Raw genomic sequence first — 26,774 nt, forward strand, 5'->3', positions numbered from 1 at the left:
GCCAGGCGAACGCTAGCCGACCTGGTTCAGTTCGAACACCGCATCGACGGCCGAACCGTTCCAGTTGTACTCGAGATAGGCCGCATGCTGGCAGTCGCGCAGCAGCGTCGTTCGGAACGCAGCGAGACACTCGCCGCGCGGGTCGCGCACCGACGGATAGACGATCCCCGCGCCACCTGCACGGCGCACCGCACGGCCGAATGCCTGTCCCGCGCTGTAGTCGACCGGGTCCAGCAACGCGGGATCGCGCTGCGGCCACGTACGCACGTCGGCGACGTCGCCGTGCGCGAACACGGTATAGAGCCGCATCTGCTGACGCATCGGCGGCTCCTTCGTCGCGGCGAGGAATAGCCCGCTGTGATAGCGCGTTTCGGCGATCGCCGTGTCGCGCGCGCGCGTGCAGTAGAACACGCCGTAGCTGCCGTCCGAAAAGCGGCTGCCCAGCGGATTCAGATGCGTGAACGCCGCCATGATCGGCCCCCAGCCCTGCCCGTAGCGGCGCTCGGCGGGCGGCACGAGATCGAGGGTGCCGACTTCGTTGCGAATGCGGTCGTTGGTCAGCGATTCGAGCGCGTAGAGCGCGTCGAAGTCGTCCGCCGACGCGACGCGGTCGAACAGGTTGATGGCCGGAAAACGGGTGGGAATCACGCGATAGGCGGGCGCCCAATCGACGGTGGTCGTGGGCCACCGGCCGACTTCGATCGGTGTCGTCACGCCCAGCCACCCCGCATCGCGTCGAGATATTGCCGGACCGCCACCAGATCGCCGACGTTGCCGGCCAGCATTCGGTCGAGTGCGCGCTTGCCGCCGAACGGCGCCGCATCGTTCGGCCGCTTGACCCATGCATCGGCCGCGGCGGGTTGCGGCAGCAGGATCTGCAACCCCTTGTAGATGCCGAGTAGCAGCGACAGCCGCTCGAGCGTATCGCGCGGCAGGCGCGCCGATTCGGGCGCGGCCTTCCATTTGAAGAACGTCGAGCGGCCCGGCGACCCGAGCAGCACGATCTGCTCGTCGATCGTCAGTTCCCAATCGCGCGCGATGTTGAAAAACGCGCGCAGGCCGGCCGCCGACATCTGCGCGACCGAAGCGTGCGGCACGGCGGGATGCGAATGGTACGCGGGCTGTGACATGATCGTTAGTCTCGAAACGAATTCACTAACAAGATTAGTCCATTCTCGTATTTTTGCAAGGGTCGCACCCATCGGTCGCGGGCATGCATCCGGCAAATCGATATTTTTTGTCCATTCTGGACTCGTATTTTATTTTCTGCGTTAATGGCCGTGCGGACACCGCGTCACGGCGCGGATCGTGTCCGTGGAGACCGTGCCGCACAGAAACCGGATGCACCACGCCAAGGAACGCACCATGAAGAGACTGATTGCCGCCGTTTCGATCGCCCTGCTCGCGGTATCCGCAGGCCCCGCCGTCGCGAAGGACTGGACCACGATCCGCTTCGGCACCGACGCCAGCTATGCGCCGTTCGAGTCGAAGGCGCCCGACGGCAAGCTCGTCGGCTTCGACATCGACCTCGGCAACGAGATCTGCGCGCGCCTGAAGGCGAAATGCGTGTGGCTCGAGAACGACTTCGACGGGATGATTCCGGCGCTGAAGGCGAAGAAGTTCGATGCGGTGCTGTCGTCGATGTCGATCACCCCGCAGCGCGCGCAGCAGATCGGCTTCACGACGAAGATCTACAACCAGCCGACGCGGCTCGTCGTGAAGAAAGGCTCGTCGCTGCTGCCGACCGCCGAATCGCTGAAGGGCAAATCGATCGGCGTCGAACAGGGCACGACGCAGGAGACGTATGCGAAGGCCTACTGGGGCAAGCAAGGCGCGAACGTCGTGTCGTACCAGAACCAGGACGGCGTGTATGCCGACCTGATCGCCGGTCGCCTCGACGCGGCGCTCCAGGATGAAGTGCAGGCCGCGATCGGATTCCTGAAATCGCCGCGCGGCGCGAACTATACGTTCGTCGGGCCCGAACTCGTCGACGAAAAGGTGCTCGGCATCGGCGCCGGCATCGGCTTGCGCCAGGAGGACACCGACCTGAAGGCGAAGATCGACCGCGCGATCGTCGACATGGTCAAGGACGGCACCTACAAACGGCTCGCATCGAAATACTTCGACTTCGACATCTACGGCGGCTGAAAAACGGCGTCGCGCGCGTACGGATGACCGCTTCCGTCGCGCGCGTCCGACCGCCCCTCCCCTTCAACCGGATGGCAACGGCGTCGAGCGGTGCGCCGTTGCATCGAATGCGCGTCATGTTGCGTGGTTTGTCGTGTTCGTCGTACGCGGCCCGCGGCACGACGCTTCGTCGATCGTTCGAATTCCCGATCAATCGCGTGAGGCAACAACGGGCAACGCGAGCGGACGCCGTACCGTTCGAATCAATAGGCGAAGACCGGGCGTCGCGGTACCGGCGCGCGTGTACACATGCCCATGCGGATCGGGTTCGCGTGCAGGAAAGTACCGACCCGGCGCGGATGACCGGCAACCAGCCGGATCCGCCTCGCGCCGGGCGCGGAGAGATGGCCTGTCGAGGCATGCCTGTCGGCCGCAAGCGCGACGTTCGAGCGGCGATGTCCCGAATCACGGCGATCGCGGCCTGCGGGCCGCGGCGTGTGACGATCGATCATTTTTCTACCCCGTTTGCTGTCTGATGTTTGTTCCGGCAACCGGACGATGCCGATGCCCCGGCGATCAGACGACGACGCGCCGTGCTCGCCGCGACGCGGCCGCTGCACCGCGCGCGGCCGCCGCATCCCCGCGGACTGCGTCCTGGCCGGTACTGGAAGCTTTGGTTGCCTGACCGGACGGACCTCGCGTCGTCGACTCTCGCACGCCCTTCTTCGCAAGGACCGGGCCAGCGCTGCGCGAGCCCGGCCGGACAAGGGGGCGACCAGGCCGGCTCGCGGCCGCAGCGGGCGTGACGTACCGGAAGTTACGAAACTGAAACATCGGGGTCGCGGCACGCGTCGGCCGTATCACGGCGGGGCCTTGCGGAATAAGGCTGAACAATGGAGCACGGAATTTTTACCGGCGACGGACCGGCCGGTCGGCCCGATTCGCCGCGGAAATCCGCCTGGCGGCCGACGCGAAACGTTTCATGCGCTTTACATGCCGCCGGCGGCAAGGCGCACCGCACGTCGCGGCTGGACGCCGGACGCGGCGGCCGATCGCATGGCCATACTGCGGCACCGCTTCACGCGCCCTCACGCTGCCCGCGCGACCCGCCCACGACGATCGGCCCAGCGCGCCGGGCCGATCCGCTTCGGCGTGCCGGCCCAGGGCTCGCCAGCGCATGGAGCGTCGTCGCGGTCGTGCCGTGCGTGCCGCCCATCACGTTCGGGCCGCACCGTCTGTGAACCGCTCGCCGAGCCGATTCGCACGCCGCTCAGCCGACCCGCTGATGCCCGGCGTCGTCCGACGGCGCGCCGTCGCTGCCGCCGTTGTCGCCGTTGTGATCGCGATCGTTCAGCCCGTGCTCGATCATCATCCGATAGAGCGTCACGCGTGAAATGCCGAGTTCGGCGGCTGCCTTGTTGATCCGGTGGTCGTTGCGCAGCAGCGCGTTCTCGATTGCGGTGCGCTCGGCCAGCGCCCGCGCCTGTTCGAGCGTCACCGGTTCGGTTTCGCCGGGCGTGTCGAGCCCGAGATCGTGCGGCGTCAGCAACCGGCTCTCGGCCATCACGATCGCGCGCCGCACGCGGTTGATCAGCTCCCGCACGTTGCCGGGCCACTCGTAGCGCCGCATCGCGTCGAGCGCGGCCGACGTGAAGCCGCTGATCTTGCGGCCGCTGTCGGCCTTGAATTTCTGCAGCACGTAGTGCGCGAGGATCTCGATGTCCTTGCCGCGTGCGCGCAGCGGCGGCTCGTGGATGCGCAGCACGCACAGCCGGTGATAGAGATCCGCGCGGAAGCGCCCGGCCTCGACCGCGCCGTCGAGATCGACGTGCGTGGCCGAGATGATCCGCACGTCGACCGCGATCGATTCGTGCCCGCCGAGCCGCTCGATCTTGCCTTCCTGCAGGAAGCGCAGCAGGCTTGCCTGGCTTTCGACCGGCATGTCGCCGATCTCGTCGAGAAACAGCGTGCCGCCGTTCGCCGATTCGATCCGGCCCGCGCGCCGCTGGTTCGCGCCGGTGAACGCGCCGCGTTCATAGCCGAACAGCTCGGACTGCAGCAGGTGATGCGGAATCGCTCCGCAATTGATCGCGACGAACGGCCCCTTGCCGCGGCTGGAGCGCTCGTGAATCGCGAGCGCGGTCAGCTCCTTGCCGGTGCCCGACTCGCCCGAGATGAACACGCTCGCGTCGGTCTTCGCGACCTTGCGGATCGTGCTGAACAGTTGCTGCATCGCCTCGCAGTTGCCGATCATCCCGTGTTCGCCGATCGACGCCGCATAGGCGGCGCCGTCGACGCGATCGAGCGCGGCCATCCCGCGCGCATGGCCCAATACGTGCGAAATCCATTCGGACGGCAGCGGCAGCGTCACGTAATCGAAACAATAGCTGCGGATCAGTTCGCGCACGGCGGGGCCGATCATGATGCCGGCCTGCGCGATGGAAATCCAGCCGATCGCCGGCTGGCTCAGACACATCTTCAGCGCGGGATAGTCGCGCGACGTGAATCCGGTGAAATCGACCAGCCCGGCGGCCACGCTCACGCCGGAGGTCATGTTCTGCGCGGCGCCAGCCGTCTTCGCGACCGCGATCTCCCAGCCGAGCCCGCGCAGTTGCGCCAGCAACGGCTCGTCGGGCGTGCGCATGATCACGAACAGCTTGCGGCCGGCCTCGGGAGCGGTGACGGACACGTCCGTCATCTCGGGCGCCGCGTGCCCGTTTGCGTCGGGTGACCTTGCAACCATCGTTGTTCCCCGCTTGGCGTTGGTATCGCGCGCCGGCTCACGGCCGCGTACGACGGACACGATCGAATCGACATATTGGGCGTATTTCCGTCCGAATAAAATCCCCCTGCGCATGAATCGCGCCGGCGTCGACGTCGACGTCGACGTCGTCATGAACGGTATATCGATGCGGCCGGCCTCCGGCTAGATGGGTGTTATCCCTGTGGCGGGCGCCGCACGCGGCCGGAAAGGACCGGCGCCGCGCGCGCAAAGCCGCGCCGGTGCTGGCGCGAGGCATGGGTGTGGGACGGGCGCACGCCCGTTCGGCGCACTGGCGCATGCGCGTGCAACCGGTGTGCCGGGCATGCGAACGCGAAACAACCGGTTCCGGTTGATTTTCGTCAATCGTCGGAACAAGCCGGCCGATGCACGAACGCAACATGCGCGGCGCCCCGCCGCGCGACGAGCGGCGGGCGACGGGCGACGGGCGGCCCGGATCAGCGACCCGACGCGAGCGGCGCCGGCGCGTTCGCGCGGCCGCGGCCGGCCGGCGTGCCGCCGTGTTCGCCGTAGGTGGCGGCCAGTGCGTCGACCCGCGCGAGATGGTGGCGATTGTCGTGATCCCACGGGTGGAAGCCCGGCCGGAAAAAACTCAGCCATTCGCCGGCGATGCGCGGGAACAGCCCTCGGCGCGGCCCATACAGGAACGCGATCGTCCGCAGCAGGCCGCGCACGTGATGGCCGGCGCCGCGATCGCGCCACAGCAGCGTCGCATGCATCAGGAACACGGTCGGCCAGAACGTCAGCGTCGTCAGCAGATACACGCCGATGCGGATCAGGTAGCGGCGCAGTCCCGGCTTCATCGCGGCGTTCCACACGTCGAACGACACGGCCTTGTGCTCGGTTTCCTCCAGCGCATGCCAGATCCACATCTGCCGGTAGCCTTCGACCGAGCCGTCGAGGCGCGTCGGGTCGCGCAGCAGCCAGTCGGCGAGCATCGCCGTGTAGTGCTCGGCCGCCACCGTGTGCGCGAGCTGCACCGAATGCGGCAGCGTGCGCTTCATGTAGCCGAGCACGGCCCACACGCGCCGGTCGAGCTTGCGCGCGGGCAGCCGGTTCGCCTGCATCAGCTCGTTGTATTCGACGTGCTCGCGCGTGTGCATCGCCTCCTGGCCGATGAAGCCCAGCACCTGCTGCTTCAGCACGGGATCGTCGATCCGGTCGCGGTAGTTGCGCACCGAATCCATGAAGAAGCGCTCGCCGGCCGGAAACAGCAGCGACAGCGCGTTGAAGAAATGGGTCACGTGCGACCCCAGGCCATGCCAGTCCTTCGCGCGTTCGACCGGCAGGTCGAAGCGCAGGTCGCGGCGCACCGGCATGATCCCGGCTGCGGTGACGGAAGCGGCTGACTTCATGTGCATCGTTCTCCTGTTGCCGAGCGGCCCGGCGCATCGTCGGACGCGGCCGGCGCAAGCCCGGGCGACGCGTCGCGCGCCGCCAAAATCCTGACATCGACAGATGTAACGATAGGCCGCGCGCGCCGGCGCACGCAAGCCGCACGGTAGATGCGCGCTTCCAAACAGGGCACGGTCGGAAAGGCGGAAAAAACGGCGCTCGAACGACGCTCGGCCGGGTGGCGATTCGAACGCGCCGGCGCGCGAACGGGCGAGGTGGCGCGTGCGGCGCAGCGCCCCGCCATCGGCCCGCCAGCCCCGTGCGCCGGGCATCTCGCCGCGTCCGGCAACGGTCGCCCGGCATGCGGCAACACGTGCCGGGAGCGTCGATTCATACGCGTGGCGCACTGCCGTGGTGCAACCTCGGCCCCGCGGCTCGCGGAAAATTCAAACGCGCGTTCCAATTGCGGATCGGTTGATCGCGCGCGCGGCGCCCGCCGCGCTCGCCGACACGCGTACGACGGCACGAAATCCACGCGCGCCGGGCCGCTGCGCGCTCGCCTACAATAGCGGTTTCACGCAACGCTCTTTCAGGAGAAATCATGTCCGTCATCACGACCGAATCGGGCCTCAAGTACGAAGACCTGACCGAAGGCACCGGCGCGCAAGCGCAAGCCGGCAAGACCGTCAGCGTCCATTACACCGGCTGGCTGACCGACGGTCAGAAATTCGATTCGAGCAAGGATCGCAACGACCCGTTCGCGTTCGTGCTCGGCGGCGGCATGGTCATCAAGGGCTGGGACGAAGGCGTGCAGGGCATGAAGGTCGGCGGCGTGCGTCGCCTGACGATCCCGCCGCAACTCGGCTACGGCCCGCGCGGCGCAGGCGGCGTGATTCCGCCGAATGCGACGCTCGTGTTCGAAGTCGAACTGCTCGACGTCTGACCCCGCCTCCGGCCGTTTCCCTCCCGATGGAACGCATCGCCTCGCCTGCCATCGCGCTGCGCCGCTACGCCACGTGCGAAGCGTCGGACGTGCACGACTTCCACCAGGTCGTGCTCGGCGTCGATGGCGCGATGGTGATGGCGGTGGACGGCATCGGCCGGCGCATCGACCGGCACGCGGCCTGGCTGATTCCGGCCGGCGCGCGCCACGACTACGCGGGCCTCGGCGAGAATCGCCAGCTCGTGATCGACCTGCCCGCCGCGTCGCTCGCGGTACCGCAGCGGCTGTTCGACCATGCGCGCGCCGTGTCGATCGACCCCGCGCTCACGTCGCTCGTCGCGCAGATCGCGGCGGCCGCCGTACAGCACGATGCTCCGGCCGGCGACGCACGGCAGGCCGCCGCGCACCGCTTTCAATGGCAGGCCGCCGCGCGCCTGTGCGACGCGCTGCTCGACGATGCGGGCATCGCCGCGCCGGCGTCGGGCCTCGATTTCGCGCGCATCGACCGCTGGCTGCGCGCGCGGCTCGCCGAACCGCTGCGCATCGCCGATCTCGCCGCGCACTGCGGCTACGGGATGCGCCGGTTTCATCAACTGTTCGTCGACGCGTTCGGCGAAACGCCGCATCGCTACCTGCAGCGGCTTCGGCTCGACGCCGCGGTCGTGCTGCTCGCCGACGGCCGGCATTCGCTCGTCGACATCGCGGGCAGCGTGGGCTTCGCGGATCAAAGCACGTTCACGCATGCGTTCACGAAGCGCTTCGGCGTGGCGCCCGGACGCTGGCGCGGCGAACGGCATTGAGCGCAGTGGCGCGCTGAATACGCATCGACGCACGTAGCCGGCGGCACGCGCGGCATCCGTATCGACGCTTCACGTCCCGCTGAAACGTCGCCTGTCCGTCGCCGCCTACGATGGGCGCATGGATACGACCGCACCATCCCCCGCTTTCCCGCCCGCGCTGGCGCGCGTCGTCGCCACCGTCAACATCGTTGCGGATCGAAACCGCCGTGTCGGTCATGCTGCTGCTCGCGGCCGCGCTGCTCGCGCCCCGTGTGCGGGCCGCTGCGCGTCGCGGCGCGTCCCCGGCAACTCGTGCGACGCCGCCGGCCGGTCGCGCGCGTGCGGCCATGCGTCGCCGGGGCGAGGTCGGATCGGGTAACGCCAACGAAAGAAGATCTTCGTGAATCGACTCGCGTAGCCGGCCGGACCGCGCTCGTGTTTCCACGCCGAATGCCATCCGACGGCGCAACCGGCGCGCATGACGCTCACCGACGCGCCGTGCCCGCTTCGTCACCGATCTTCTTCACGACGGTCTCGGCCGCCTTCAAAGGCCGGCCGTCGTCGTGCCGCAGCGCGAGCTTGCGAATCGCGCGCCCGGTGCCGCGGTCGATCAGCACCGAATGCGGCTCGCCGCGCGCGAACAGGTTGGCCTCGCCCCACTGCCGCAGCATCACGATGACCGGAAACAGCCCTTCGCCTTTCCTGGTCAGCACGTACTCCTGATACGCGGTGCCGTCGGAGGCCGGCACGACGTCGAATACGCCCGCGTCCACCAGCATCTTCAGCCGGTCGGACAGGATGTTGCTCGCGACGCCGAGGCTCGCGCGGAAATCGCCGAAGCGGCGCACGCCGTCGAACGCGTCGCGCACGATCAGCAACGCCCAGCGATCGCCGACGATATCGGTCGCGCGCGCCACCGGGCACGGCGAATCCGCAAGACTTTTCTGCCTGGCCATGTTCCTCTCCGCAATCGCGCCGGCCCGCCTTCGCGGGCCGGCCGACCATCCGTGCACGGGCCCCACGCCCGCCGTCAAACAGGTTGCATTTTAAAACTACTTTCCCTACACTCCAAACCAGTTTCAAATTGCAACTACATTGCATGAGGAAACCCATGGAATCGTCCTGCCATTCCGGCACCGTTGCATCGAACGCGCCAACCGGTACGAGCCATCCGACCGAGGGCGGCCGCCTGTCGTCGGCGCGCGTCGCGCTCCTGGCCGTCTGCTGCGCGGCGAGCGTTGCGAACGTCTACTACGCGCAGCCGCTGCTCGATTCGATCGCGCGGGATTTCGGCGTGTCGCAAGCCGCGGTCGGCGGCGTCATCACCGCGACGCAGCTCGGCTGCGCGCTCGCGCTGCTGTTCGTCGTGCCGCTCGGCGACCTGCTGAACCGCAAGCGTCTGATCGCCGTGCAGCTTGTACTGCTGAGCGCCGCCTGCATCGGCGTGGCCGTGGCGTCGACACGCGTCGCGCTGCTGGCCGGGATGGTCGCGGTCGGGTTGCTCGGCACCGCGATGACGCAAGGGCTGATCGCCTGCTCGGCCACCCTCGCCGGCGCAGGCGAACGTGGGCGCGTGGTGGGCGCCGCGCAGGGCGGCGTCGTGGTCGGGCTTCTGGCCGCGCGCTCGCTGGCGGGCGTCGTCACCGACATCGCGGGATGGCGGGCGGTCTATCTCGTGTCGGGCGGGCTCGCGATCGCGATGCTGGTCGTGCTGTCGCGGCTGCTGCCGGACCGGCACGAACCGCGCGAACGCATCGGTTATGCGGCGCTGCTGCGCTCGATGGTGTCGCTGCTGCGCGACGAACGCGTGCTGCGCGTGCGCGGCGCGATCGCGCTGCTGATGTTCGCCGCGTTCAGCATCTTCTGGAGCGCGCTCGTGCTGCCGCTGAGCGCGCCGCCGCACGCGATGTCGCACACGCAGATCGGCGCATTCGGCCTCGTCGGCGCACTGGGTGCGGCGGCCGCCGCCCGCGCGGGCCGGCTCGCGGATCGCGGGCGCGGCGAAGCGACGACCGGCGCCGCACTCGCGCTGCTCGCCTGCTCATGGCTGCCGCTCGCGTTCGGCAATACGTCGATTGCGCTGCTGATCGTCGGCATCGTGCTGCTCGACGTCGGCGGACAGGCCGTGCACGTCGTCAATCAGAGCATGATTCTCGGTGCGCGGCCCGACGCGCATGCGCGGCTCGTCGGCTGCTACATGCTGTTTTATTCGGCCGGCAGCGGGCTCGGTGCGATTGCGGCGACGATGATGTATGCGCGCGCCGGATGGACGGGCGTCTGCGGGCTCGGCGCGGCGGTGAGCGCGGCCGCGCTCGGCGTATGGGCCGCGACGCTGCGGCGCGCATGATGCGCGCGGGTTATGCGGATCGAACGGGAAAAGCCGGCGCGCGCGGGGCGCGCCGCAGACGTTCAGCCCGCCGCCCGGATCGCCTCTTCGTAGACGCCGGCCACGCGCCGCGCGATCACCGCGTTGTCGAAATGATCGCGCGCATAGCGCTTGCACGCGGCCTCGTCGGGCAGCGCGATCGCACCCGACAGTGCACCGCCGAGCCCTTCGGCGATCGCATCCGCGCCCGTCGACGGCAGCACGAGATCGTTCGACAGCCCGGCGACCGCCTCCGGCAGCCCGCCGACCGGCGTAACCAGCACCGGCGTGCCGGATGCCAGCGATTCGACGGTGATCAAGCCGAAGCCCTCCAGCGCGACCGTCGGCACGACGCTGACCGTCGCCGCGCGGTACAGCGCCGCGAGATGGTGGTCGGGCACGAAGCCGAGCAGCTTCACGTTGTCCTGCAACCCGGCTGCGTCGATGCGCTGCTGCAGTTCCTCGCCGATCTTGCCCTTGCCGGCGATCAGCAGCAGGATGTCCGGGTGACGGCGCTTGACGAGGCCGATCGCGTCGATCAGGTCCTCCAGTCCCATGCGCCGCACGAGCCGGCGCACGGCCAGCACGATCGGCCGGTCCTGCGGCAGTTGCAGCTTGTGCCGCGCCTCGGCCGGCGTGAGCGGCGTGTCGAACTGCGCGGTATCGACGCAGCCGGGAATCACGCGCACGCGCGACGGATCGATCCCGTAGCGGTTCGTCAGGATCTGGCCGAACGCCTGCGACAGCACGATCAGCCGCGACGAGCGCGTATAGACGGCCTGTTCGAGATAGCGCTTCGCGCGCTGTCCGAGCGACGCGGCGCCCTCGACCTGGCTTTCGTCGGCCCACGGCCCCTGGAAGTGCGAGACCTGCGGAATCCCGCGCGTCACGTCGAGGCCCGGAAACGTGTACAGCGCGAAGTGCGACGAAATCACGTCCGGCCGCTCGCTGCGGATCTCGTCGCGCAGCGCGCGCCGCGCGGCGAGCATCCGCCGCGCGAGCGGCTGCGACGCAGGCCCGAAGCCCTGGATCGCCCCGCCCGTGTCGTCGGCGACCTTCGGCGAGCCGGCGACGAGCCCGCGCACCTCGACGCCCGCGCCTGGCAGCGCGCCGACGAGCGAGTAGTACATCCGGTCGAGGCCGCCCGCGCGTTCGGGGAACCAGTGCATGCCGATCTGCAACGATTTGATCGGCCGGGAAGATTGGGACATCACGGTTGCTCCTGCGTGATCGCATGCTCGGCCCGCTCGAAGGCGGACGGCTGCGTGGGTTGGCCGATGCGCCGGTAAAGCGCGACGTACTGGGCGCCCATGTGCGCCCAGCCGAAACGGGTCATCAGTTCGCGGGCCGCGTCGCCCATCGCGCGACAGGTGTCGCGCGACGCCGCGAGCGAGCCGATCGCCTGCGCGAGCGCGGCCGGATCGTCCGGATCCTCCAGCACGATTCCGCATTCGCGCGTGATGATTTCCGCGCCGCCCGCCGTGCGCGCGGTGACGACCGGCAGCCCGGCCGCCATCGCCTCCAGCAGCGACAGGCTCATCGCTTCGTAGCGCGACGGAAAGACATATGCGTCGACCGAGCGCATCAGCGTCGGCATGTTCTTCACGAGACCGAGGAAATGCACGCGCGAATCGATGCCGAGCGCGCGCGCTTCGTCGGGATACGGGCTGCCGGGCAAGTAGCCGGCCACCGCGAGATGAACGTTGGGCGGCAGCTTCGTCAGCGCCTTCAGCACCGTGCCGAGGTTCTTGCGCGGCGTGCGCAGGTCGCCGACGAACAGCAGCAGGAACGCGTCGTCCGGCAGCTTGAACGACGCACGGTCGGCCTGCGCGCCGGCGAACGCGCTGCCGTCGACGCCGTTGTAGATCACGCTGATCTTGCGGCTGTCGATGCCGAGCCCGGCGATTTCGTCGGCCACCTTCTGCGACACGGCCGTGATCGCGCTCGAGCGCCGGTAGGCCCAGCGCTCGAGCGCGGTGTTCACGCGCGTATAGACGTACTGGTAGGCCGACCACATCCCCTTCGTCAGCCCGAACGGATAGTACGGACTCTTGAACCAGCCGCCGTGCACGAAGTGCGCGGTATTCACGTCGGCCTTGATCCATGAAATGAAGCCGTTCACGTGCAGCACGTCGTATTCGCCGCGGTGCGCGCGCAGCCATGCCGCGCTTTTCAGCGCGAACACCTGCTGCTTGACGAGATTCGACGGCCAGAAGCCGCCGACCTTCACCGGCACCCAGCGCACGCGCGGGTCGGCCAGCAGCTCGGGCGCGACATGCGACGCGACCAGCGTGACCTCGTAGTTTTCGGCCAGCGCCGCGCGCGCGATTTCGTAATTGACGCGGCCCTGCCCGTCGTTATGTCGCACGACGTGCGTGACGATCGCGATTCTCAATGGTCGCCTCCCCGTGAACGCGCGGCGGCCAGCAGGCGTTGCGCCTTCTGCCAGTGCGCCGCGGCAAGTATCGAAAAAATGGCCGTGAACATCAGCAGGCCGCCGGTGCCGATCAGCGAGTTCGTGAACACGAGCATCGCGAAGGTCGACAGGCACAGGCTCAGGCACGCGCCGACGAACTTGTCCTTGCGCAGCTTGAACGCCGCGCGCAGCGTGCGGCCGAACAGCATCACGACGCCCGCGAGATACAGCAGCGTGCCGGGCCAGCCGAGCACGAACGGCACGTTCATCACGCCGCTGTCGAAGCTGCCGTACTTGCCGAGCTCGCCGCTGTCGCTCGACAGCTTCGTGGACGCACCGGTCGCGCCCATCCCTTCGCCGGCGACGTCGGTGAATGCCGTCTGCGCGAAGGTCGCGTAGAACTTGTTGCGGTCGTCGTAGCTGCGGTCGTCCTTCAGGTTCGCGATCGACTGCAGGCGCTGGCCGAGCCGGTCGGCCACCGGCCCGACGGTCAGGAGCGGCACGCACAGCCCGACCAGCACGACGCCGCTGATCAGGATCCGCATCCGCACGCGGTTGCTCGATTGCACGAGCTGGATCGCGAGGGCGATCACCCAGCCGCCCCAGGTCGAGCGCACGAGACACAGCGCGAACGACACGAAGCCCGCCGCGCCCGCGAACCAGCGGATCTTCTGCGGCGCGACCAGCACGAACACCAGCGCGCCCATCATCGCGAACGCGAACGGCCCGGACGAATTCATCGTGCTGAACACGCGCACGCCGTACGGCACCGGCTCGCCCTGCGAACCCATCTGCGAGCCGACCATCCACAGCACGTCCCACTGCGGCATCACGAAATACTGCACGACGCCGTACACGCCCATCACGAGCATGCCCCACATGAAGGTGGAGAGCAGCACGTCGCGGTACTCCGGATAGTTGCGCGCGTTCACCATGATGTGAAAGCCGATCAGGATCGGGTACAGCCAGTTCGCGAGGTCGTAGGTCGCGGCCATCACGCCGCTCGACACGATCCCGACGAGATACGCATACACGAGCCCGAACAGGATCAGCAGCACCGGAATCCCGCGTCGCTGCGCGAGCACGCGGTAATGCCTGAGCAGCCCGAAGCCGGCGATCATCGTCACCGCGAGCGGCGCGACCTGGATCAGGCTCGTCGGCGTGAACGCGCCCTTCGACCAGTCGGCCAGGCGCCGCACTTCGGGGCTCAGGAACCACACCCACCACATGAAGCCGACATAGCGCGCCGGGCTCTTGAAATACAGCCAGACGCCCACTCCGATGGCCAGCACCGGGAACGCGAGCGTCAGCACCTTGCCCTGGTGGACGGCGATCAGCGCGGCGGTGAACGTCCACAGCCCGGCCTGCCCGGCCCAGTGCTTCGGCTCGGCGAACCGGCTGCGGGTGCGCGACGGCGCGCGTTCGGCGGCAATCGTACTCATCGATGCGCGCTCACTGCGACGAAGGACGCGAATCGGCGAGCGGCATCGCCACGCCAGCCGCCGCGGGTGTGCGGCGCCGGCGCAGCATGTCGCGCGTGATCCGCACGTGCTGCTCGGCGAACGCCTGCGTGGTCAGGTCGCGTTCGCGCAGGCACGCGGCGGCCGCACGCGCGCAGTCGAGCGCCGCCACCGGATCGGCGACGAAGCGATCGGCGGCCTGGCGCATCGCCTGCGCGTCGAACGCCGGCACATAGGCGGCCGTATCGTGCGGAAAGTAGTCGCTCAGGCCGCCCACGTCGGACACGATCATCGGCTTGCCGACGGCCGCCGCCTCGAGCATCACCGTGATGCCCGACGCGTGGAAATTCGGCCGCAGCGGCACGACGATCACGTCGGCCCACGCGTACAGTTCGTGCTGCTTCGCGAGCCCCGCCGCCGGGCCGATCTTCACGTTCGGCGCGTGCCACTCGCGCGGCACGCGACGGCGCGTCGCGAGCCGCACGTCGTAGCGTTCGTCGCCGCCGAACGCGGCGAGGAACGTGCGCCAGTCGCGGTCGCGGTCGTTGCCGATCGCCGCGATCCGCAGCGGCCGGTTCGGCTTCCATTGCTGCGGCTCGACCGGCGGGAAATCCTGCGTGTTCAGCCCGTAATAGACGAACTCGGCTTCGCGCCCGAGATAGCGTCGGCACAGGTCGGCGTTGTCGCGAGCCAGCGTGGTCAGCACGTCGGCGCGCGCGAGCAGCTTGCGGTAGAGCCAGCGGCGCGGGCCGCCGAAGCTGTTCCATTTGTCGAACAGCCACACGCTCTGCGCGAGCAGCAGCGGGCGCTTGCCCTGCGCGCCGGCGAGCTTCAGGATCAGCGCGGCGGCCAGATGCTCCTGCTCGGTGTGGGTCCAGATCACGTCGGTATCGAGCAGCGCCGCGCGGTTGCGCCACGCATGCACGACGTCGAAGCCGAGCGCCGCCTTCAGCGCACGGCGCGCGACGCTCACGACGCGGTTCTCGCCGCCGTCCTGCGAATAGGTCAGCCGGAATTCGTCGGATTCGGCGTGGTGATAGCCGTACAGGCAGCCGATGTTGTCGCCTTTCCGGTAGGTACGCGGATCGGCGCCATAGAACAAATGGACGTGAACTTTCGTTGCATCCTTCGTGGTCATGCGAGCCCTCCGGGCGTGGCCGCGCGCATTGTGCGCAGGCCGTTCAAGACGTCACCGGCGGCATCGCCGCACGATGGGGGGCGAGATTCGTGCGGCGCGCATCGCGTGCGCCGCGGCGCACCGCGCGCCAGTGCGCGAGCACGCGAGCACGCCGCGCGGTGGGCAGCGACAACAGCACGTGCGCGAAGCCCGGATAGACGCGCGTGCCGATCAGCGTCCACCACCACCACGCGATCTCCCGCCGTACCGGCGGCAGATGCTCGCGCAGCGTCAGCTGCAGGTTGTACGCGCCGTTGCTGATCGCGTTCAGCGAGGCCGCATCGCGACGGTCGTCGTCGAAGCGCTCGGCCGGAAAATGATCGACGGCGATCGCCGGGTCGTACAGCAGCGTCCAGCCCGCGCGCTGCACTTCCATGCTGAACGCCATGTCGTTGTGCACCTGCGCGCCGGCGCCGCGCAGCCGCGTGTCGAAGCGCAGCCGTTCGATCGCCGCGCGGCGGTAGCTCATGTTCGCGCCTTTCAGCATGTCGACCGTGCGCGCGCCGCCGACGCCGAGGTGATGATTGCCGATGATCTTGCCCGACAGCGAGAGCCGGCCGACCTGCTCTCGCGATTCGTCGAGCAGGCGGCCCTTCTCGTGCACCCAGTCGCGGCCGCCGACCGCGCCCACGCGCGGGTCGGACAGGAACGCGGCTTCGATGCGCGCGAGCCAGTCGGGGTGCGGCGCCGCATCGTCGTCGGTGATCGCGACGATGTCGCCGGTCGACGCGTCGAGCCCCTTGTTCAGCGCGGCCACCTGCCCCGCCACGTCGACCGGCACGATGCGCAGCGGCAGCGCGCCGCCGACCGCCGGATCGGCGAGCCGTTCGTGCGTGGCGTCGTCCTCCGGGCGCGCGACGACGATCACCTCGTCGGGCAGCCGCTGCTGCCGCTGCAGCGCCAGCAGGCAGCGCGCGAGGTCGGCGGGACGCCGGTAGGTCGGAACGAGCACGGAAATTTTCATCGAGGGTTCTCCATTCGGCCAGGCCGTTGCGGCGCGCGCCGGCCCGGTGTCGTGCAATGCGATCAAGCGCTCAGGTATTCGTGCACGGCCGCATAGCCGCGGCCGTAGCCGCGTGCCTTCGGCGGCACGCCATTGAAGATCCCGCCTTCCAGATCGACGCCCGCGGTACGCAAGCGCTTGATCGCGTCGGCGATCTCGCCTTCCGTATGCATGCCCGAGCGCAGCACCAGGAAGGTGGCGCCGGCCATGCGGCCGATGATGGTCGCGTCGGTCACCGCGAGTACCGGCGGCGAATCGATCAGCACGACGTCGTAGCGCTTGCCGAGGCCTTCGAGGTATTGCGGCAGGCGCGTCGACATCAGCAGCTCCGACGGGTTCGGCGGGCGCGTGCCGGCCGCGATGAACGACAGGCCCTGCACCGGCGTCTCGCGGATCGCGTCCTCGAGCGAGGACTGGTCGCTCAGCAGCTCCGACAACCCCGGCTGCGAGGTGAGGCCGAAATAGCGGTCGAGCATCCCGCGGCGCATGTCGGCGTCGATCAGCAGCACGCGCTTGCCCGAATGCGCGAGCAGCACCGCGAGGTTGACCGTCAGGAAGCTCTTGCCGATGCCCGGCGTCGGGCCGGTCAGCACGATCACGCGATTCTTCGCGTCCATCATCGCGAACTGCAACGCGGTGCGCAGGCTGCGCATGCTTTCGACGCTCAGGTCCTTCGGACGCAGGCTCGCGAGGATCGGCCGGGCGCGACCGCCGCCCTTCTCGGCCGCGGCATCGAGCTTCACCTGCTCGGCGCTCTGCGGGACGAGCCCGTACAGCGGCAGGTTGAACGTACGCTCGACGCGGTCCGGATCCTCGATGCCCTGGAACAGGTTGCGGCGCAGGAACACGACGCCGGTGCCGAGGATCAGCCCCAGGAACACGGCGGCCGACAGGATCAGCGCCTTCTTCGGCTTGATCGGATCGCCCGGGCGCAGCGCCGAATCGACGAGGTGGATGTTGCCGCCCGTGCCGGCCTTCTGCACCGACAGCTCCTGCACGCGGTTCAGCAGCAGCACGTAGATGTCCTCGGCGACCTTCGCGTCGCGCTGGAGCTGGACCGCCTTCACCTCGGTCGCCGGCAGGCTGCGGAAGCGGTTGCTGAACTTGTCCTTCTCGCCCTGCAGCTCCGCGAGCTGCTGCTTCGCGGCGATCACCATCGGGTGCGAATCGGTGAAGCGCTGCGCGAGCGACGCGAGCTGCAGGCGCTGCGCGGCGATCTGCTGTTCGTACTGCACGCTGCCTTCGAGGTAGACCTTCGCCTCGTCGCTCGCGTTGATCGACCCGGAGGTGCGCTGGTACTGCGTCAACGCGGCTTCCGCACGTTCGAGATCGGCCTTCAGGCGCGGCTCCTCGCCCTTCAGGAAGTCGAGCATCTTGGTCGCTTCCGCCTGCTTCGCGATCACGTGCTGGTTCAGGTACGACTGCGCGAGCGCGTTCGCGATCGCGGCGGTCTGGTCCGGGTCCTTGCCTTCGAGCGAGATCTGCACGACGCCCGTCTGCTTGCCCTGCTCGGTTACCTGGATGCCCGACTGGAAACCGGTGATCGCGTCGAGATCGTTGTAGCGGACCACCGTGAACTGCGTGCCGGGACGCGCGACGAGCTTCTGCACGAGCAGCGTCACGCCGCCGCCCTGCGCCGATTCCCCGACGCGGCCCGCCAGCAGCCGCGTGCCGTTCGCGTCGACCAGCGAATAGGTGCCGTTCGGGCCGGCCGTCAGCGTCAGCTTCTTGCCTTCGAGCGCCGGCACGACGCTGATCGAGTCGACGTCGGCGAGCTCGCCGCCCCACGCATACGACTTCAGGCCGAGCCACGGCCGCGACGGCTGGCCCGGCGTCGCGAGGCGCGCGGCGAGGCTGCCGAGCACCGGCAGCGTCTTCGGCGCGACCGAGAAGTTCAGCTTGAACTGCTCGACGACCGGCGTGACGACGCCGCGGCTCTTGATGATCTCGATTTCCGCATCGGTCGGCGCCTGCTGCGGGCCGCTGTTGATCGACGCGCCCGTCTGCGTCTGCGTGAGCGCCTGCGACGTGTTGTCGTTGCCCTCGACCCGCACGTGCACGTCCGCCTGGTAGACCGGCTTCGCGATGAAGCAATAGAGGCCGGCGAGCGCGACGACCATCACCGCGATACCGAGCAGCAGCCAGATGTCGTCCATGATGACCTGGAGCAACTGGCCGAGAACGACGTCCTCTTCCTCGGTTTTCGCGGTCAGGTCCGCGTAGGAGTGTTTCGCTTGCGTGTTCACCATTCGTTCCCGCTTGAGTGGTGCCGGGGGGCGGACGCCGCCCCGGCGGGCTATCAGCGCGTGATTTGCCGCATGTAGAAGATCGTCTGGATCGTCGGCAGCACCTGCTGCAGCACACGGTTGAACTGCACCGAGCCGGCCGTGCTGACGTAGACGACGTCGAGCGGTTGAAGCGGGAAGCGGCTCGACAGCATCAGCGCATCGGGCTGCGTCATGTCGAGACGGAACACTTCGGGCTTCGTCGGGTTGTCGCGCATCCCGCGCATCACGTAGATCTTGCGCGGGTTCGCGTCGGTGTCGAGAATCCCGCCGCCGGCCGTCAGCGCGTCGGCGATGGTCAGCTTGCCCTTGAGCATCGGCACCGTGACCGGCGTCTTGACCTCGCCCATGATGAACACGCGGCTGTCGCTGCGGTCCGGCACGTTGACGATGTCGCCCGGCTGCAGCATCACGTTCTGCTTCACCTCGCCGCGATCGAGCACGCCGTTCGCATCGAGCGTGTACAGCTTGCCGTCGCGCGTGAGCCGCACGCGCTGCAGGTCGGCCTCGGCGGTCGAGCCGCCCGAGCGCGAGATCGCGTCGACCAGCGTGAGCGGCACGTCGCTCACCGCGAGCGGGCCCGGCTGCTTCACCTCGCCCGTCACCTGCACCTTCTGGCTGCGGAACGACAGCACGCGCACGTCGAGCTGCGGGTTCTTCACGTAGCGCGACAGGCTGGACGCCATCTCGTCGCGGATCTGCGCGACCGTCTTGCCCGCCACGCGAATGCGGCCGACGAACGGGAAGAAGATCGTGCCGTCGGCCGCCACGGTCTGGCCGTACGGATCGGCCTGACCCGGCAGCGCGGTCGTATACGGCTGCTGCAGCGCGCCCGCGACCGATTGCGTCGTGTTGCCGCCGCTCGAGAACGACTGGCCCTGCGGCGTCGTCAGCTCCGGGTGGTCCCACACGGTGACGCCGAGAATGTCCTGCGGGCCGACGCGATACGTGTACTGCGACGGATCGGTAAAGCGCCCGGGCGGCAGCGGATGGTCGACCTGCGCTTTCTGCAGCTGATCCATCACCACTTTGGCGTCGATGTAATGAACCGGATAGGTCTCGGCCGCTTCCTGCCGGCCGTCGTCCTTCAGGTTCGACGAGTCGAGGTAGTTGCCGGGCGCGGTCGCACACGCCGACAGGAATGTCGTCAGCGCGACGGCGAGCGCCAGCGGGCGCATGGGACGTTTCAGCATAGTTTTTGCAGCCATCCTTGAACCAGACGTTCGATCAATGAGTAGCTCTCGCGATAGTCGGCCTCGGGGCCGCCATGCGGATCCGCGATCTCGGCGTCCTCCCACTTGCCCAGCAGGTGGACCTTGCCGCGCGCGAACGGATCGACCGATTCGACGGCCTTGATCTGATCGCGCTCGCTGACGAGAATCAGGTCGGCGTCGCGCACGATCCGGCGCGACAGCCGCCGCGAGCGATGGGTCGTCGCATCGACGCCCCGCTCCGCCAGCAGTTGCCGCATCACCGGATCGATGCCGTCGCCGTCGTTCGCGTGCACGCCGGCCGAATGGAACGTCGGGCGCGGGCCGCCGCGCGACGCGGCGTGCGACTTGAACAGCATTTCCGCCGCCGGGCTGCGGCAGACGTTCGCGTGGCAGACGATCAGGATGTTCCGGAACATGGCGTCTCGTAACGAGTGACGGAAAACGGGTTACGCGCCGGCGCGCGCGGCGCCCGGCACGCGGGCGGCGACGGCCTGGCGCGAGCCCGGCCGGCCGATCGGGTGGTACTCGATGCCCTGCTCGCTCATCGTCTCCGGCTCGTACAGGTTGCGGCCGTCGAAGATCACGGGCGTCTTCCACAGGCGGCCGAGCGCGACGAAGTCGGGGCTCTTGAACGCCTTCCATTCGGTGACGATCACGAGCGCGTCGGCGTCTCGCGCGGCCTGCGCCTCGTCGTCGACGAAGGTCAGGCGCTCGAGCCAGCTCGGGTGATCGGCGAGATCGAGCGCGATCACGCGGCGCGCTTCCTGCTGCGCGACCGGGTCGTAGGCGGCGACGCGCGCGCCGCGCGAGAGCAGCTCGGCGATCAGCTCGCGGCTCGGCGCCTCGCGCATATCGTCGGTGTTCGGCTTGAACGCGAGGCCCCACAGCGCGAACGTGCGGCCGCTCAGGTCCTCGCCGAAGCGCGCGACGATCTTGTCGGCGAGCACGCGCTTTTGCGTCGCGTTGACCGACGACACCGCCTTCAGGATCTGCAGCGACTGGCCGTGCTCGTCGGCCGTGCGGATCAGCGCCTCGACGTCCTTCGGGAAGCACGAGCCGCCGTAGCCGCAGCCGGCATACAGGAAGTGATAGCCGATGCGCGGATCGGAGCCGATCCCGCGGCGCACGGCCTCGATGTCCGCGCCGAAGCGGTCGGCGAGGTTCGCCAGTTCGTTCATGAACGAGATGCGCGTCGCGAGCATCGCGTTCGCCGCGTATTTCGTGAACTCGGCCGAACGCACGTCCATGTACAGCGTGCGCTCGTGATTGCGGTTGAACGGCGCGTAGAGCTTCTTCATCAGCTCGCGGGCGCGCTCGCCCGGCACGTCGTCGTCGCAGCCGATCACGATACGGTCCGGCCGCGTGAAATCGTCGACGGCCGCGCCTTCCTTCAGGAATTCCGGATTCGACACGACCGAGAACATCTGGTCGCCGCCGCGCTTCGCGAGCTCCTCGGCGACCGCCGCGCGCACGCGCTCGGCCGTGCCGACCGGCACCGTCGACTTGTCGACGATCACCTTGAAGCCGGTCATGTAGCGGCCGATGTTGCGCGCCGCCGCGAGCACGTATTGCAGGTCGGCCGAGCCGTCCTCGTCGGGCGGCGTGCCGACCGCGATGAACTGCACGTCGCCGTGCGCGACCGCGGCCTCGATGTCGGTCGAGAAGCGCAGGCGGCCGGCCGAGCGGTTGCGCGCGATGACTTCCTTCAGGCCCGGTTCGTGGATCGGCACACCGCCGCCGTTCAGGATGTCGATCTTCGCCTGGTCGACGTCGAGACAGAACACGTCGTGCCCGATGTCCGCGAGACAGGCGCCGGTGACAAGCCCTACGTAACCGCTGCCGATGATAGTCAGATTCATGATGTGTCGGACCCCTTGACCAATGATTCGAAATTCGGAAAACCGGAATGCCTGCGTGACGCAGCGCGTCGGTGTCAGTACGCGTTGCTGCCGGTGAAGCCTTTCCACAGCGTCAGCACGACGATCTTGATGTCGAGCCAGAACGACCAGTTCTGCATGTAGTACAGATCGAGCTTCACGCGGCCCATCATCTTCTCGATCTGGTCGGTCTCGCCGCGAAAGCCGTTGATCTGCGCCCACCCGGTGATGCCCGGCTTGATCCGATAGCGGAACATGTAGCCCTTGACCAGATCCTTGTAGATGTCGTCGTGCGCGAGCGCATGCGGGCGCGGACCCACCACCGACATCTCGCCCTTCAGCACGTTGATGAACTGCGGCAGCTCGTCGAGACTCGTGCGCCGCAGGAACCGGCCGACCGGCGTCACGCGCGAGTCGTTCTTCGTTGCCTGCGTGACCTGCCCGGCCACTTCCTGATGCACCTTCATCGAGCGAAACTTGTAGATCTCGAATTCGTGCCCGTCGATGCCCTTGCGCTTCTGCCGAAAGAACACCGGCCCGCGCGAGGTCAGCTTGATCAGAACCGCGATCAGCACCATCACCGGCGCGAGCGCCATGAGCGCCGCCAGCGCGAACAGCCGGTCGAACACGAACTTCGGCAGGATCCGCACGTCGGTGATCGGCGACGCCGCGAGGTTGATCGCCGGCACGCCGAGCACCTCGACCACTTCCTGGTTGAAGAACGACAACGTGCGCACGTCCGGAATGAAGCGGATGTTCACGAAGTCGTGCCGGAACACCGTCACGATCTCGTGAATCCGACGCTCCTCCGTGATCGGCAGCGTGAGCCACAGCTCGCTGATCGCGCGGCTGCGCACCAGCCACACCAGCGATTCGAACTGCCGCTCGATACGCACGTCGTCGAGCGCGACTTCGCCCGGCGCCTCGCTTTCGTCGTACACGCACACCGGGTTGAAGCCGGCTTCCGGCCGCGCCCGCATCTGCGCGATCAGCCGCCGTGCCGCCGGCGTGCCGCCGACGATCGCGACCGCCTTCAGGTTGTAGCCGCCGCGGCGCAATTGCCGCAGCACCACGTGCACGCAGGCTTTCGAGCATGCGAGCAGCGCCATCGTCGCGAGCGCCCAGTAGCCCAGCCACAGCCGCGACAGGTCGCCCGACTGGTGAAAGCTGAAACTCAGCAGGATGCCCGCGAGCTCCACGGCGAGCCACGCGAACGCAACGCGGACCACCAGCCCGACGAGACGCTTGCCGCGCCACGACTGGTAGATGCCCACGGCCGGAAAGAACACGACGACCAGCAGGCAGTCGAACAGCACCGTCGTGCGCTGCAGGTCGCTGAGCCCGATGCTGCCGTCGTGCAACGCGGCCGCGATCAGCGCACCCGTCACGACCATCGCGATATCGATGACTCTCGCCAGCACGCTCAACATGTCTGTTTCCTCTTCTTTGAACAGGCGTTTGCCGAACAGCGCCTTGCGCAGCCCATGCCGCACATTCGATTCAAACGTTGCATGACGCTATTGAAGCGACAAGAAAATTCCTCCTCAAGCGCACAAGTATTTCGAAAAATAATCGGAAATTCTTGCCGCGATCTTTTTTAATTAAATCGGCAGGTTTTCCCGAATCGGTCGGGAATGGGGATTTTTTCGGAATCGTTACGCTTCCCGGTCGGCCTTTGCGGGCGGTCGTGTCCGGCCGGCACCCGGAATTATTTTTTATTTTTTTATTGCCGGCCGGTGCTATCGCGGAAAATTCTCCCGGACGAATGCGCGGCGGATATCCGGCATTGGGTCCGGTTTTATTGTCGATTTACTTCATGCTACAACGACAGGCACTGACTTCAACCGTGGAGAGTGTCATCATGAATGCTCCGGCAGTGGTCGCCGAAACGCGCCCTTCTACTTCCGTCGCACCCGCCGCACCCGCTGCCGGCACGCGTCTCGCCGTGCAGCCCGTGATTCTCGCCGGCGGTTCCGGCACGCGCCTGTGGCCGATGTCGCGCGAGCGTTTTCCGAAACAGCTGATCGGCCTGCTCGGCGATCACTCGCTGCTGCAGTCCACCGCGCTGCGCCTCGACGGCCTGACGGCCGATCATCCGCTCAACGACGACGTGCTGATCGTCTGCGGGGAGGATCACCGCTTCACGACCGCCGAGCAACTGCGCCTGACGGCCAAGCACGCGACGATCATGCTCGAACCGCTCGGTCGCGACACCGCACCGGCGCTGACGCTCGCCGCGCTGCGGCTCGTCGCCGGCGGCAACGACGCGGTGATGACCGTGATGCCGGCCGACCATGCGGTCGCGGACGTGCCGCGCTTTCACGCGGCCGTCGCGGCCGGCGTGCACTGCGCCGCGCAAGGCAAGATCGCGACGATGGGCATCGTGCCGAAGCACGCGGAAACCGGCTACGGCTACATCCGCGTCGGCGCGCCGCTCGGCGACGCCGGAACCGGCCCCCTCGACGTGCGCCGCCTCGACCGTTTCGTCGAGAAGCCGCACCTCGAACTCGCGCAGCAGTACGTCGCTTCGGGCGAATACTGGTGGAACAGCGGGATCTTCATCGTGCGCGCGTCGGTCTGGCTGAAGGCGATCCGGCAGCTCGAACCCGCGATCTACGCGGCCTGCGAACGGGCCGTCGCGCAGGGCAAGGAGGACGGCGACTTCTTCCGCGTCGATCGCGACGCATTTGCCGCATCGCCGTCGAACTCGATCGACTACGCGGTGATGGAACCGCTCGCGAGCCTGCCGCAACTGTGCGAGAGCGTCGTCGTGCCGCTCGACGCCGGCTGGTCGGACGTCGGTTCGTGGGATGCGATCTGGCAGATCTCGCCGAAGGACGAAACCGGCAACGTCGGCCGCGGCCACGTGCTGTTCGAAGGCGCCGAATCGACGTTCGCGCATTCGGAAAGCCGGCTCGTCGCGTGCGTCGGCACGCAGAATCTGGTCGTCGTCGAAACGCCCGACGCCGTGCTCGTCGCGGATAAATCGCGCGTGCAGGACGTGAAGAAGATCGTCGGGCACATCAAGGCGCGACAAGGCTCCGAAGCGACCGATCACCGCAAGGTGCATCGTCCGTGGGGCCACTACGACTCAGTCGACATGGGCGAGCGCTTCCAGGTGAAACGCATCGTCGTGAAGCCGGGCGCACAACTGTCGCTGCAGATGCACCACCACCGCGCCGAGCACTGGATCGTCGTGCGCGGCACCGCGCGCATCACGCGCGGCGACGAAACGTTCCTGCTGTCCGAAAACGAATCGACGTACATTCCGCTCGGCGTATCGCACCGCCTGGAGAACCCGGGCAAGATGCCGCTCGAGCTGATCGAAGTGCAGTCGGGTGCGTATCTCGGCGAGGACGACATCGTCCGCTTCGACGATACCTACGGCAGACAGTAACGCGTCGCCGTCATGCACGAAAGGGCGCCGCCTCGACAGCGGCGCCCGGGCAAGGCAGACATGGAGACACCGAAGGAGACACCGGACTTGCGCGCGGGCGTCGTGGCGCACGACGGCCCGCGCGTTGCACGGCAACGGCGATCAGCCCACGCGGTACTCGTATTCGCGACGTTCCGACTGCACGGGATCGTTGCGGCTCTCCGACAACGCGCCCGCGCGACGCTCGGCGATGAAGCGCTTGATGTCCGACTCCGCGCGCGCCAGGGCCGACAAGCCGGCCAGCACTTCGCCCTGCGGCTCGCGCGCCGGCGCGTCGCTCGCACCGTGGCGATCGATCCACTGGCGCGCCCAGTCGAGCGCGTACTGCTCGGCTTCCTCGGCGTCGGTGAAGCGCGGGCCGATCAGGCCCGAGCGCTCGACGCGCCGGTCGTCCTGCGAGATCTCGGCCCATGCGCGATACATCAGGTTCTGCACGGGCTGCGCGATCCCGCTGATCGTGTAGCCACGATATTCGTCGACCTGCGGCTCGGCCGCGGCGAAGCTCGCCGCCGACGCCCGCACATGGCGCAACTCCGGGGCCGGCGCGCCGGGCACCGTGAACGACACGTCGGAGCGGCCGTCCACCTGGTCGTCCCGCATCGTGCTCAGCGACGCACCCTCGCCCGGCCAAACGTTTGCCTGCGCAACCGGCAATTGCCACGACTCGGGGTTCTGCCAGAACACGCCGCGCAGACGGTCGTTGTCGGGCACGGGCTCCGCGCGGCGGGCCGGCGCGACCGCGACGGGCGGCGGCGGAATATACGCGAACGTGCGCCCGCTGAACTGGGTCAGCACGTCGATCATCTTCAGCAGCGTGCCGTTCGCGAGCCACTCTTCGTAGCGGCGGCGGCACGTCGGCCCGGATGGATAGCGACCAGGCAGCTTTGACCAGGCTTCCCCGGTCGTCAGGATCCAGAGCACCGCGTTGGCGACGACGCGCGGTTCGGCGCGCGGACGCCCGCGACGGTTCAGCCGGATGGGTTCATCGGCGATCAGCGCTGAAAGGCGAAACCACTCTTCATCGTTAAGCTCATCGAAGAACATAGTCGATCTCTCCACGCAGCCAGGCCGGGGCTGCGATTGGCGGCGCCGTCGCGACACATCGCGTCGCGGGGCGGCCAGGTTGCACATTATGGTTATCCGGCGTTGTGCATACCGGGCGACACCGCACTTTCACGGTGCCGCGATTCCCGGCAATGGCGCACAAATCGCGGTCTCACTCCAATGTGGGAATTTTTGTGCACGAAGCATACCATCCTCAGGGTTTATCTCAATATGACAATGACTTAATGTTACGCACTGAAACAACCTGCCATGGGCGAGCAATCCATTTACGCTTGAATTTTTTTGCGAGATCTTTATGCCGGCGGCTGCAAAGGCCCGTCTGGCGGGGCTTCGCAGCGTCTGAAGAATGCCGTGAACGGGCCGCTGCGGCCTGCTCCGACCCCACGCGCGACACTCCCCGAAATGGCTTCCCGAGATCGGTAAATCAGGGAAAAATTCGTAACAAGATATTCACGAATCGGTAAATCATTCGATTTTCGGAGAATCGAATTATCTCCATGCACAATCTTT

At 67.8% G+C, this 26,774-nt stretch carries 22 protein-coding genes; 5 read left to right on the top strand and 17 right to left on the bottom strand.

Annotation, left to right across the window (positions count from 1 at the left end; all coding sequences use genetic code 11):
• Window positions 1-12 precede the first annotated feature (12 nt).
• Together WS61_RS15470 and WS61_RS15475 are read right to left on the bottom strand one after the other, a co-directional pair.
• Window positions 13-714, bottom strand: a complete 702-nt coding sequence (locus tag WS61_RS15470) for an RES family NAD+ phosphorylase (protein WP_059501231.1) — start codon at window positions 712-714, stop codon at window positions 13-15.
• The gene (locus WS61_RS15475; protein ID WP_059501232.1) at window positions 711-1,130 is read right to left on the bottom strand and encodes an MbcA/ParS/Xre antitoxin family protein; all 420 of its coding nucleotides are present in this window, start codon (window positions 1,128-1,130) and stop codon (window positions 711-713) included. Before WS61_RS15475 ends, WS61_RS15470 begins: the two co-directional genes overlap by 4 nt.
• Window positions 1,131-1,365: 235 nt before the next feature.
• Here WS61_RS15475 and WS61_RS15480 point away from each other — a divergent pair, with 235 nt between their 5' ends.
• Window positions 1,366-2,148 carry an ABC transporter substrate-binding protein gene (locus WS61_RS15480; protein WP_059501389.1) on the top strand — a complete coding sequence of 261 codons (783 nt, stop codon included), beginning with the start codon at window positions 1,366-1,368 and terminating at the stop codon, window positions 2,146-2,148.
• A 242-nt stretch (window positions 2,149-2,390) separates the two neighbouring features.
• Here WS61_RS15480 and WS61_RS33480 read toward each other — a convergent pair whose 3' ends face one another.
• The 3 genes from WS61_RS33480 to WS61_RS15490 form a co-directional block, all read right to left on the bottom strand.
• On the bottom strand, window positions 2,391-2,639 hold the full coding sequence (locus WS61_RS33480) for a hypothetical protein (protein ID WP_080747670.1): 249 nt from the start codon (window positions 2,637-2,639) through the stop codon (window positions 2,391-2,393).
• A 758-nt stretch (window positions 2,640-3,397) separates the two neighbouring features.
• Window positions 3,398-4,870, bottom strand: a complete 1,473-nt coding sequence (locus WS61_RS15485; RefSeq protein ID WP_059501233.1) for a sigma-54 dependent transcriptional regulator — start codon at window positions 4,868-4,870, stop codon at window positions 3,398-3,400.
• A gap of 476 nt (window positions 4,871-5,346) precedes the next feature.
• Window positions 5,347-6,264 (bottom strand): metal-dependent hydrolase, encoded by a 918-nt coding sequence (locus WS61_RS15490; protein ID WP_034205266.1) that lies wholly within the window; start codon window positions 6,262-6,264, stop codon window positions 5,347-5,349.
• 581 nt (window positions 6,265-6,845) lie between these two features.
• Between WS61_RS15490 and WS61_RS15495 the strand changes: the two genes are divergently transcribed.
• A complete protein-coding gene (locus WS61_RS15495) occupies window positions 6,846-7,187 on the top strand; it encodes an FKBP-type peptidyl-prolyl cis-trans isomerase (protein ID WP_059501234.1) in 342 nt (113 codons plus the stop codon).
• 26 nt (window positions 7,188-7,213) lie between these two features.
• Complete coding sequence (locus WS61_RS15500) at window positions 7,214-7,987, top strand: AraC family transcriptional regulator (protein ID WP_059501235.1); 774 nt, start codon at window positions 7,214-7,216, stop codon at window positions 7,985-7,987.
• Window positions 7,988-8,451: 464 nt separating this feature from the next.
• On the opposite strand, the gene WS61_RS15505 is transcribed toward WS61_RS15500, so the two are convergent.
• On the bottom strand, window positions 8,452-8,922 hold the full coding sequence (locus tag WS61_RS15505) for a helix-turn-helix domain-containing protein (protein WP_059501236.1): 471 nt from the start codon (window positions 8,920-8,922) through the stop codon (window positions 8,452-8,454).
• Between the two features lie 155 nt (window positions 8,923-9,077).
• On the opposite strand from WS61_RS15505, the gene WS61_RS15510 reads away from it, so the two are divergent.
• Window positions 9,078-10,313, top strand: a complete 1,236-nt coding sequence (locus WS61_RS15510) for an MFS transporter (protein ID WP_059501237.1) — start codon at window positions 9,078-9,080, stop codon at window positions 10,311-10,313.
• A gap of 62 nt (window positions 10,314-10,375) precedes the next feature.
• Here the strand turns inward: WS61_RS15510 and WS61_RS15515 are convergent, their stop codons facing one another.
• The 10 genes from WS61_RS15515 to WS61_RS15560 form a co-directional block, all read right to left on the bottom strand.
• Window positions 10,376-11,542, bottom strand: coding sequence for a glycosyltransferase family 4 protein (locus tag WS61_RS15515; RefSeq protein ID WP_059501391.1), 1,167 nt, complete (start codon window positions 11,540-11,542; stop codon window positions 10,376-10,378).
• A complete protein-coding gene (locus WS61_RS15520; RefSeq protein ID WP_059501238.1) occupies window positions 11,542-12,726 on the bottom strand; it encodes a glycosyltransferase family 4 protein in 1,185 nt (394 codons plus the stop codon). Before WS61_RS15520 ends, WS61_RS15515 begins: the two co-directional genes overlap by 1 nt.
• Window positions 12,723-14,189: an O-antigen ligase gene (locus tag WS61_RS15525; protein ID WP_059501239.1), complete on the bottom strand. Its 1,467-nt coding sequence runs from the start codon at window positions 14,187-14,189 to the stop codon at window positions 12,723-12,725. Before WS61_RS15525 ends, WS61_RS15520 begins: the two co-directional genes overlap by 4 nt.
• Before the next feature lie 10 nt (window positions 14,190-14,199).
• Window positions 14,200-15,345, bottom strand: a complete 1,146-nt coding sequence (locus WS61_RS15530; RefSeq protein WP_059501240.1) for a glycosyltransferase family 4 protein — start codon at window positions 15,343-15,345, stop codon at window positions 14,200-14,202.
• 43 nt (window positions 15,346-15,388) lie between these two features.
• Entirely contained in the window at window positions 15,389-16,348 is a 960-nt protein-coding gene (locus WS61_RS15535; RefSeq protein WP_059501241.1) for a glycosyltransferase family 2 protein, read from the bottom strand.
• Window positions 16,349-16,410: 62 nt separating this feature from the next.
• The gene (locus WS61_RS15540) at window positions 16,411-18,636 is read right to left on the bottom strand and encodes a polysaccharide biosynthesis tyrosine autokinase (protein WP_059501242.1); all 2,226 of its coding nucleotides are present in this window, start codon (window positions 18,634-18,636) and stop codon (window positions 16,411-16,413) included.
• Between the two features lie 50 nt (window positions 18,637-18,686).
• Window positions 18,687-19,865 (bottom strand): polysaccharide biosynthesis/export family protein, encoded by a 1,179-nt coding sequence (locus WS61_RS15545; RefSeq protein WP_059501244.1) that lies wholly within the window; start codon window positions 19,863-19,865, stop codon window positions 18,687-18,689.
• Window positions 19,859-20,302 carry a low molecular weight protein-tyrosine-phosphatase gene (locus WS61_RS15550; protein ID WP_059501246.1) on the bottom strand — a complete coding sequence of 148 codons (444 nt, stop codon included), beginning with the start codon at window positions 20,300-20,302 and terminating at the stop codon, window positions 19,859-19,861. Before WS61_RS15550 ends, WS61_RS15545 begins: the two co-directional genes overlap by 7 nt.
• Before the next feature lie 30 nt (window positions 20,303-20,332).
• The gene (locus WS61_RS15555; protein ID WP_059501249.1) at window positions 20,333-21,745 is read right to left on the bottom strand and encodes a UDP-glucose/GDP-mannose dehydrogenase family protein; all 1,413 of its coding nucleotides are present in this window, start codon (window positions 21,743-21,745) and stop codon (window positions 20,333-20,335) included.
• Window positions 21,746-21,819: 74 nt separating this feature from the next.
• Entirely contained in the window at window positions 21,820-23,193 is a 1,374-nt protein-coding gene (locus WS61_RS15560; RefSeq protein ID WP_059501393.1) for an undecaprenyl-phosphate glucose phosphotransferase, read from the bottom strand.
• 431 nt (window positions 23,194-23,624) lie between these two features.
• On the opposite strand from WS61_RS15560, the gene WS61_RS15565 reads away from it, so the two are divergent.
• Complete coding sequence (locus WS61_RS15565; protein ID WP_059501251.1) at window positions 23,625-25,160, top strand: mannose-1-phosphate guanylyltransferase/mannose-6-phosphate isomerase; 1,536 nt, start codon at window positions 23,625-23,627, stop codon at window positions 25,158-25,160.
• A 141-nt stretch (window positions 25,161-25,301) separates the two neighbouring features.
• Here the strand turns inward: WS61_RS15565 and WS61_RS15570 are convergent, their stop codons facing one another.
• Complete coding sequence (locus tag WS61_RS15570) at window positions 25,302-26,243, bottom strand: transposase (RefSeq protein WP_059501253.1); 942 nt, start codon at window positions 26,241-26,243, stop codon at window positions 25,302-25,304.
• Window positions 26,244-26,774 lie beyond the last annotated feature (531 nt).

Origin of the sequence: Burkholderia sp. ABCPW 11 (assembly GCF_001523445.1) — a bacterium.
GTDB lineage: Bacteria > Pseudomonadota > Gammaproteobacteria > Burkholderiales > Burkholderiaceae > Burkholderia.

Excerpts from the sequence above, each read along its gene's own strand:
- WS61_RS15475 (WP_059501232.1), bottom strand. The coding sequence starts at position 1,130 with ATGTCACAGCCCGCGTACCATTCGCATCCCGCCGTGCCGCACGCTTCG.
- WS61_RS15480 (WP_059501389.1), top strand. The coding sequence starts at position 1,366 with ATGAAGAGACTGATTGCCGCCGTTTCGATCGCCCTGCTCGCGGTATCC.
- WS61_RS33480 (WP_080747670.1), bottom strand. The coding sequence starts at position 2,639 with ATGATCGATCGTCACACGCCGCGGCCCGCAGGCCGCGATCGCCGTGAT.
- WS61_RS15485 (WP_059501233.1), bottom strand. The coding sequence starts at position 4,870 with ATGGTTGCAAGGTCACCCGACGCAAACGGGCACGCGGCGCCCGAGATG.
- WS61_RS15490 (WP_034205266.1), bottom strand. The coding sequence starts at position 6,264 with ATGAAGTCAGCCGCTTCCGTCACCGCAGCCGGGATCATGCCGGTGCGC.
- WS61_RS15495 (WP_059501234.1), top strand. The coding sequence starts at position 6,846 with ATGTCCGTCATCACGACCGAATCGGGCCTCAAGTACGAAGACCTGACC.
- WS61_RS15500 (WP_059501235.1), top strand. The coding sequence starts at position 7,214 with ATGGAACGCATCGCCTCGCCTGCCATCGCGCTGCGCCGCTACGCCACG.
- WS61_RS15505 (WP_059501236.1), bottom strand. The coding sequence starts at position 8,922 with ATGGCCAGGCAGAAAAGTCTTGCGGATTCGCCGTGCCCGGTGGCGCGC.
- WS61_RS15510 (WP_059501237.1), top strand. The coding sequence starts at position 9,078 with ATGGAATCGTCCTGCCATTCCGGCACCGTTGCATCGAACGCGCCAACC.
- WS61_RS15515 (WP_059501391.1), bottom strand. The coding sequence starts at position 11,542 with ATGTCCCAATCTTCCCGGCCGATCAAATCGTTGCAGATCGGCATGCAC.
- WS61_RS15525 (WP_059501239.1), bottom strand. The coding sequence starts at position 14,189 with ATGAGTACGATTGCCGCCGAACGCGCGCCGTCGCGCACCCGCAGCCGG.
- WS61_RS15530 (WP_059501240.1), bottom strand. The coding sequence starts at position 15,345 with ATGACCACGAAGGATGCAACGAAAGTTCACGTCCATTTGTTCTATGGC.
- WS61_RS15535 (WP_059501241.1), bottom strand. The coding sequence starts at position 16,348 with ATGAAAATTTCCGTGCTCGTTCCGACCTACCGGCGTCCCGCCGACCTC.
- WS61_RS15540 (WP_059501242.1), bottom strand. The coding sequence starts at position 18,636 with ATGGTGAACACGCAAGCGAAACACTCCTACGCGGACCTGACCGCGAAA.
- WS61_RS15545 (WP_059501244.1), bottom strand. The coding sequence starts at position 19,865 with ATGCTGAAACGTCCCATGCGCCCGCTGGCGCTCGCCGTCGCGCTGACG.
- WS61_RS15550 (WP_059501246.1), bottom strand. The coding sequence starts at position 20,302 with ATGTTCCGGAACATCCTGATCGTCTGCCACGCGAACGTCTGCCGCAGC.
- WS61_RS15555 (WP_059501249.1), bottom strand. The coding sequence starts at position 21,745 with ATGAATCTGACTATCATCGGCAGCGGTTACGTAGGGCTTGTCACCGGC.
- WS61_RS15560 (WP_059501393.1), bottom strand. The coding sequence starts at position 23,193 with ATGTTGAGCGTGCTGGCGAGAGTCATCGATATCGCGATGGTCGTGACG.
- WS61_RS15565 (WP_059501251.1), top strand. The coding sequence starts at position 23,625 with ATGAATGCTCCGGCAGTGGTCGCCGAAACGCGCCCTTCTACTTCCGTC.
- WS61_RS15570 (WP_059501253.1), bottom strand. The coding sequence starts at position 26,243 with ATGTTCTTCGATGAGCTTAACGATGAAGAGTGGTTTCGCCTTTCAGCG.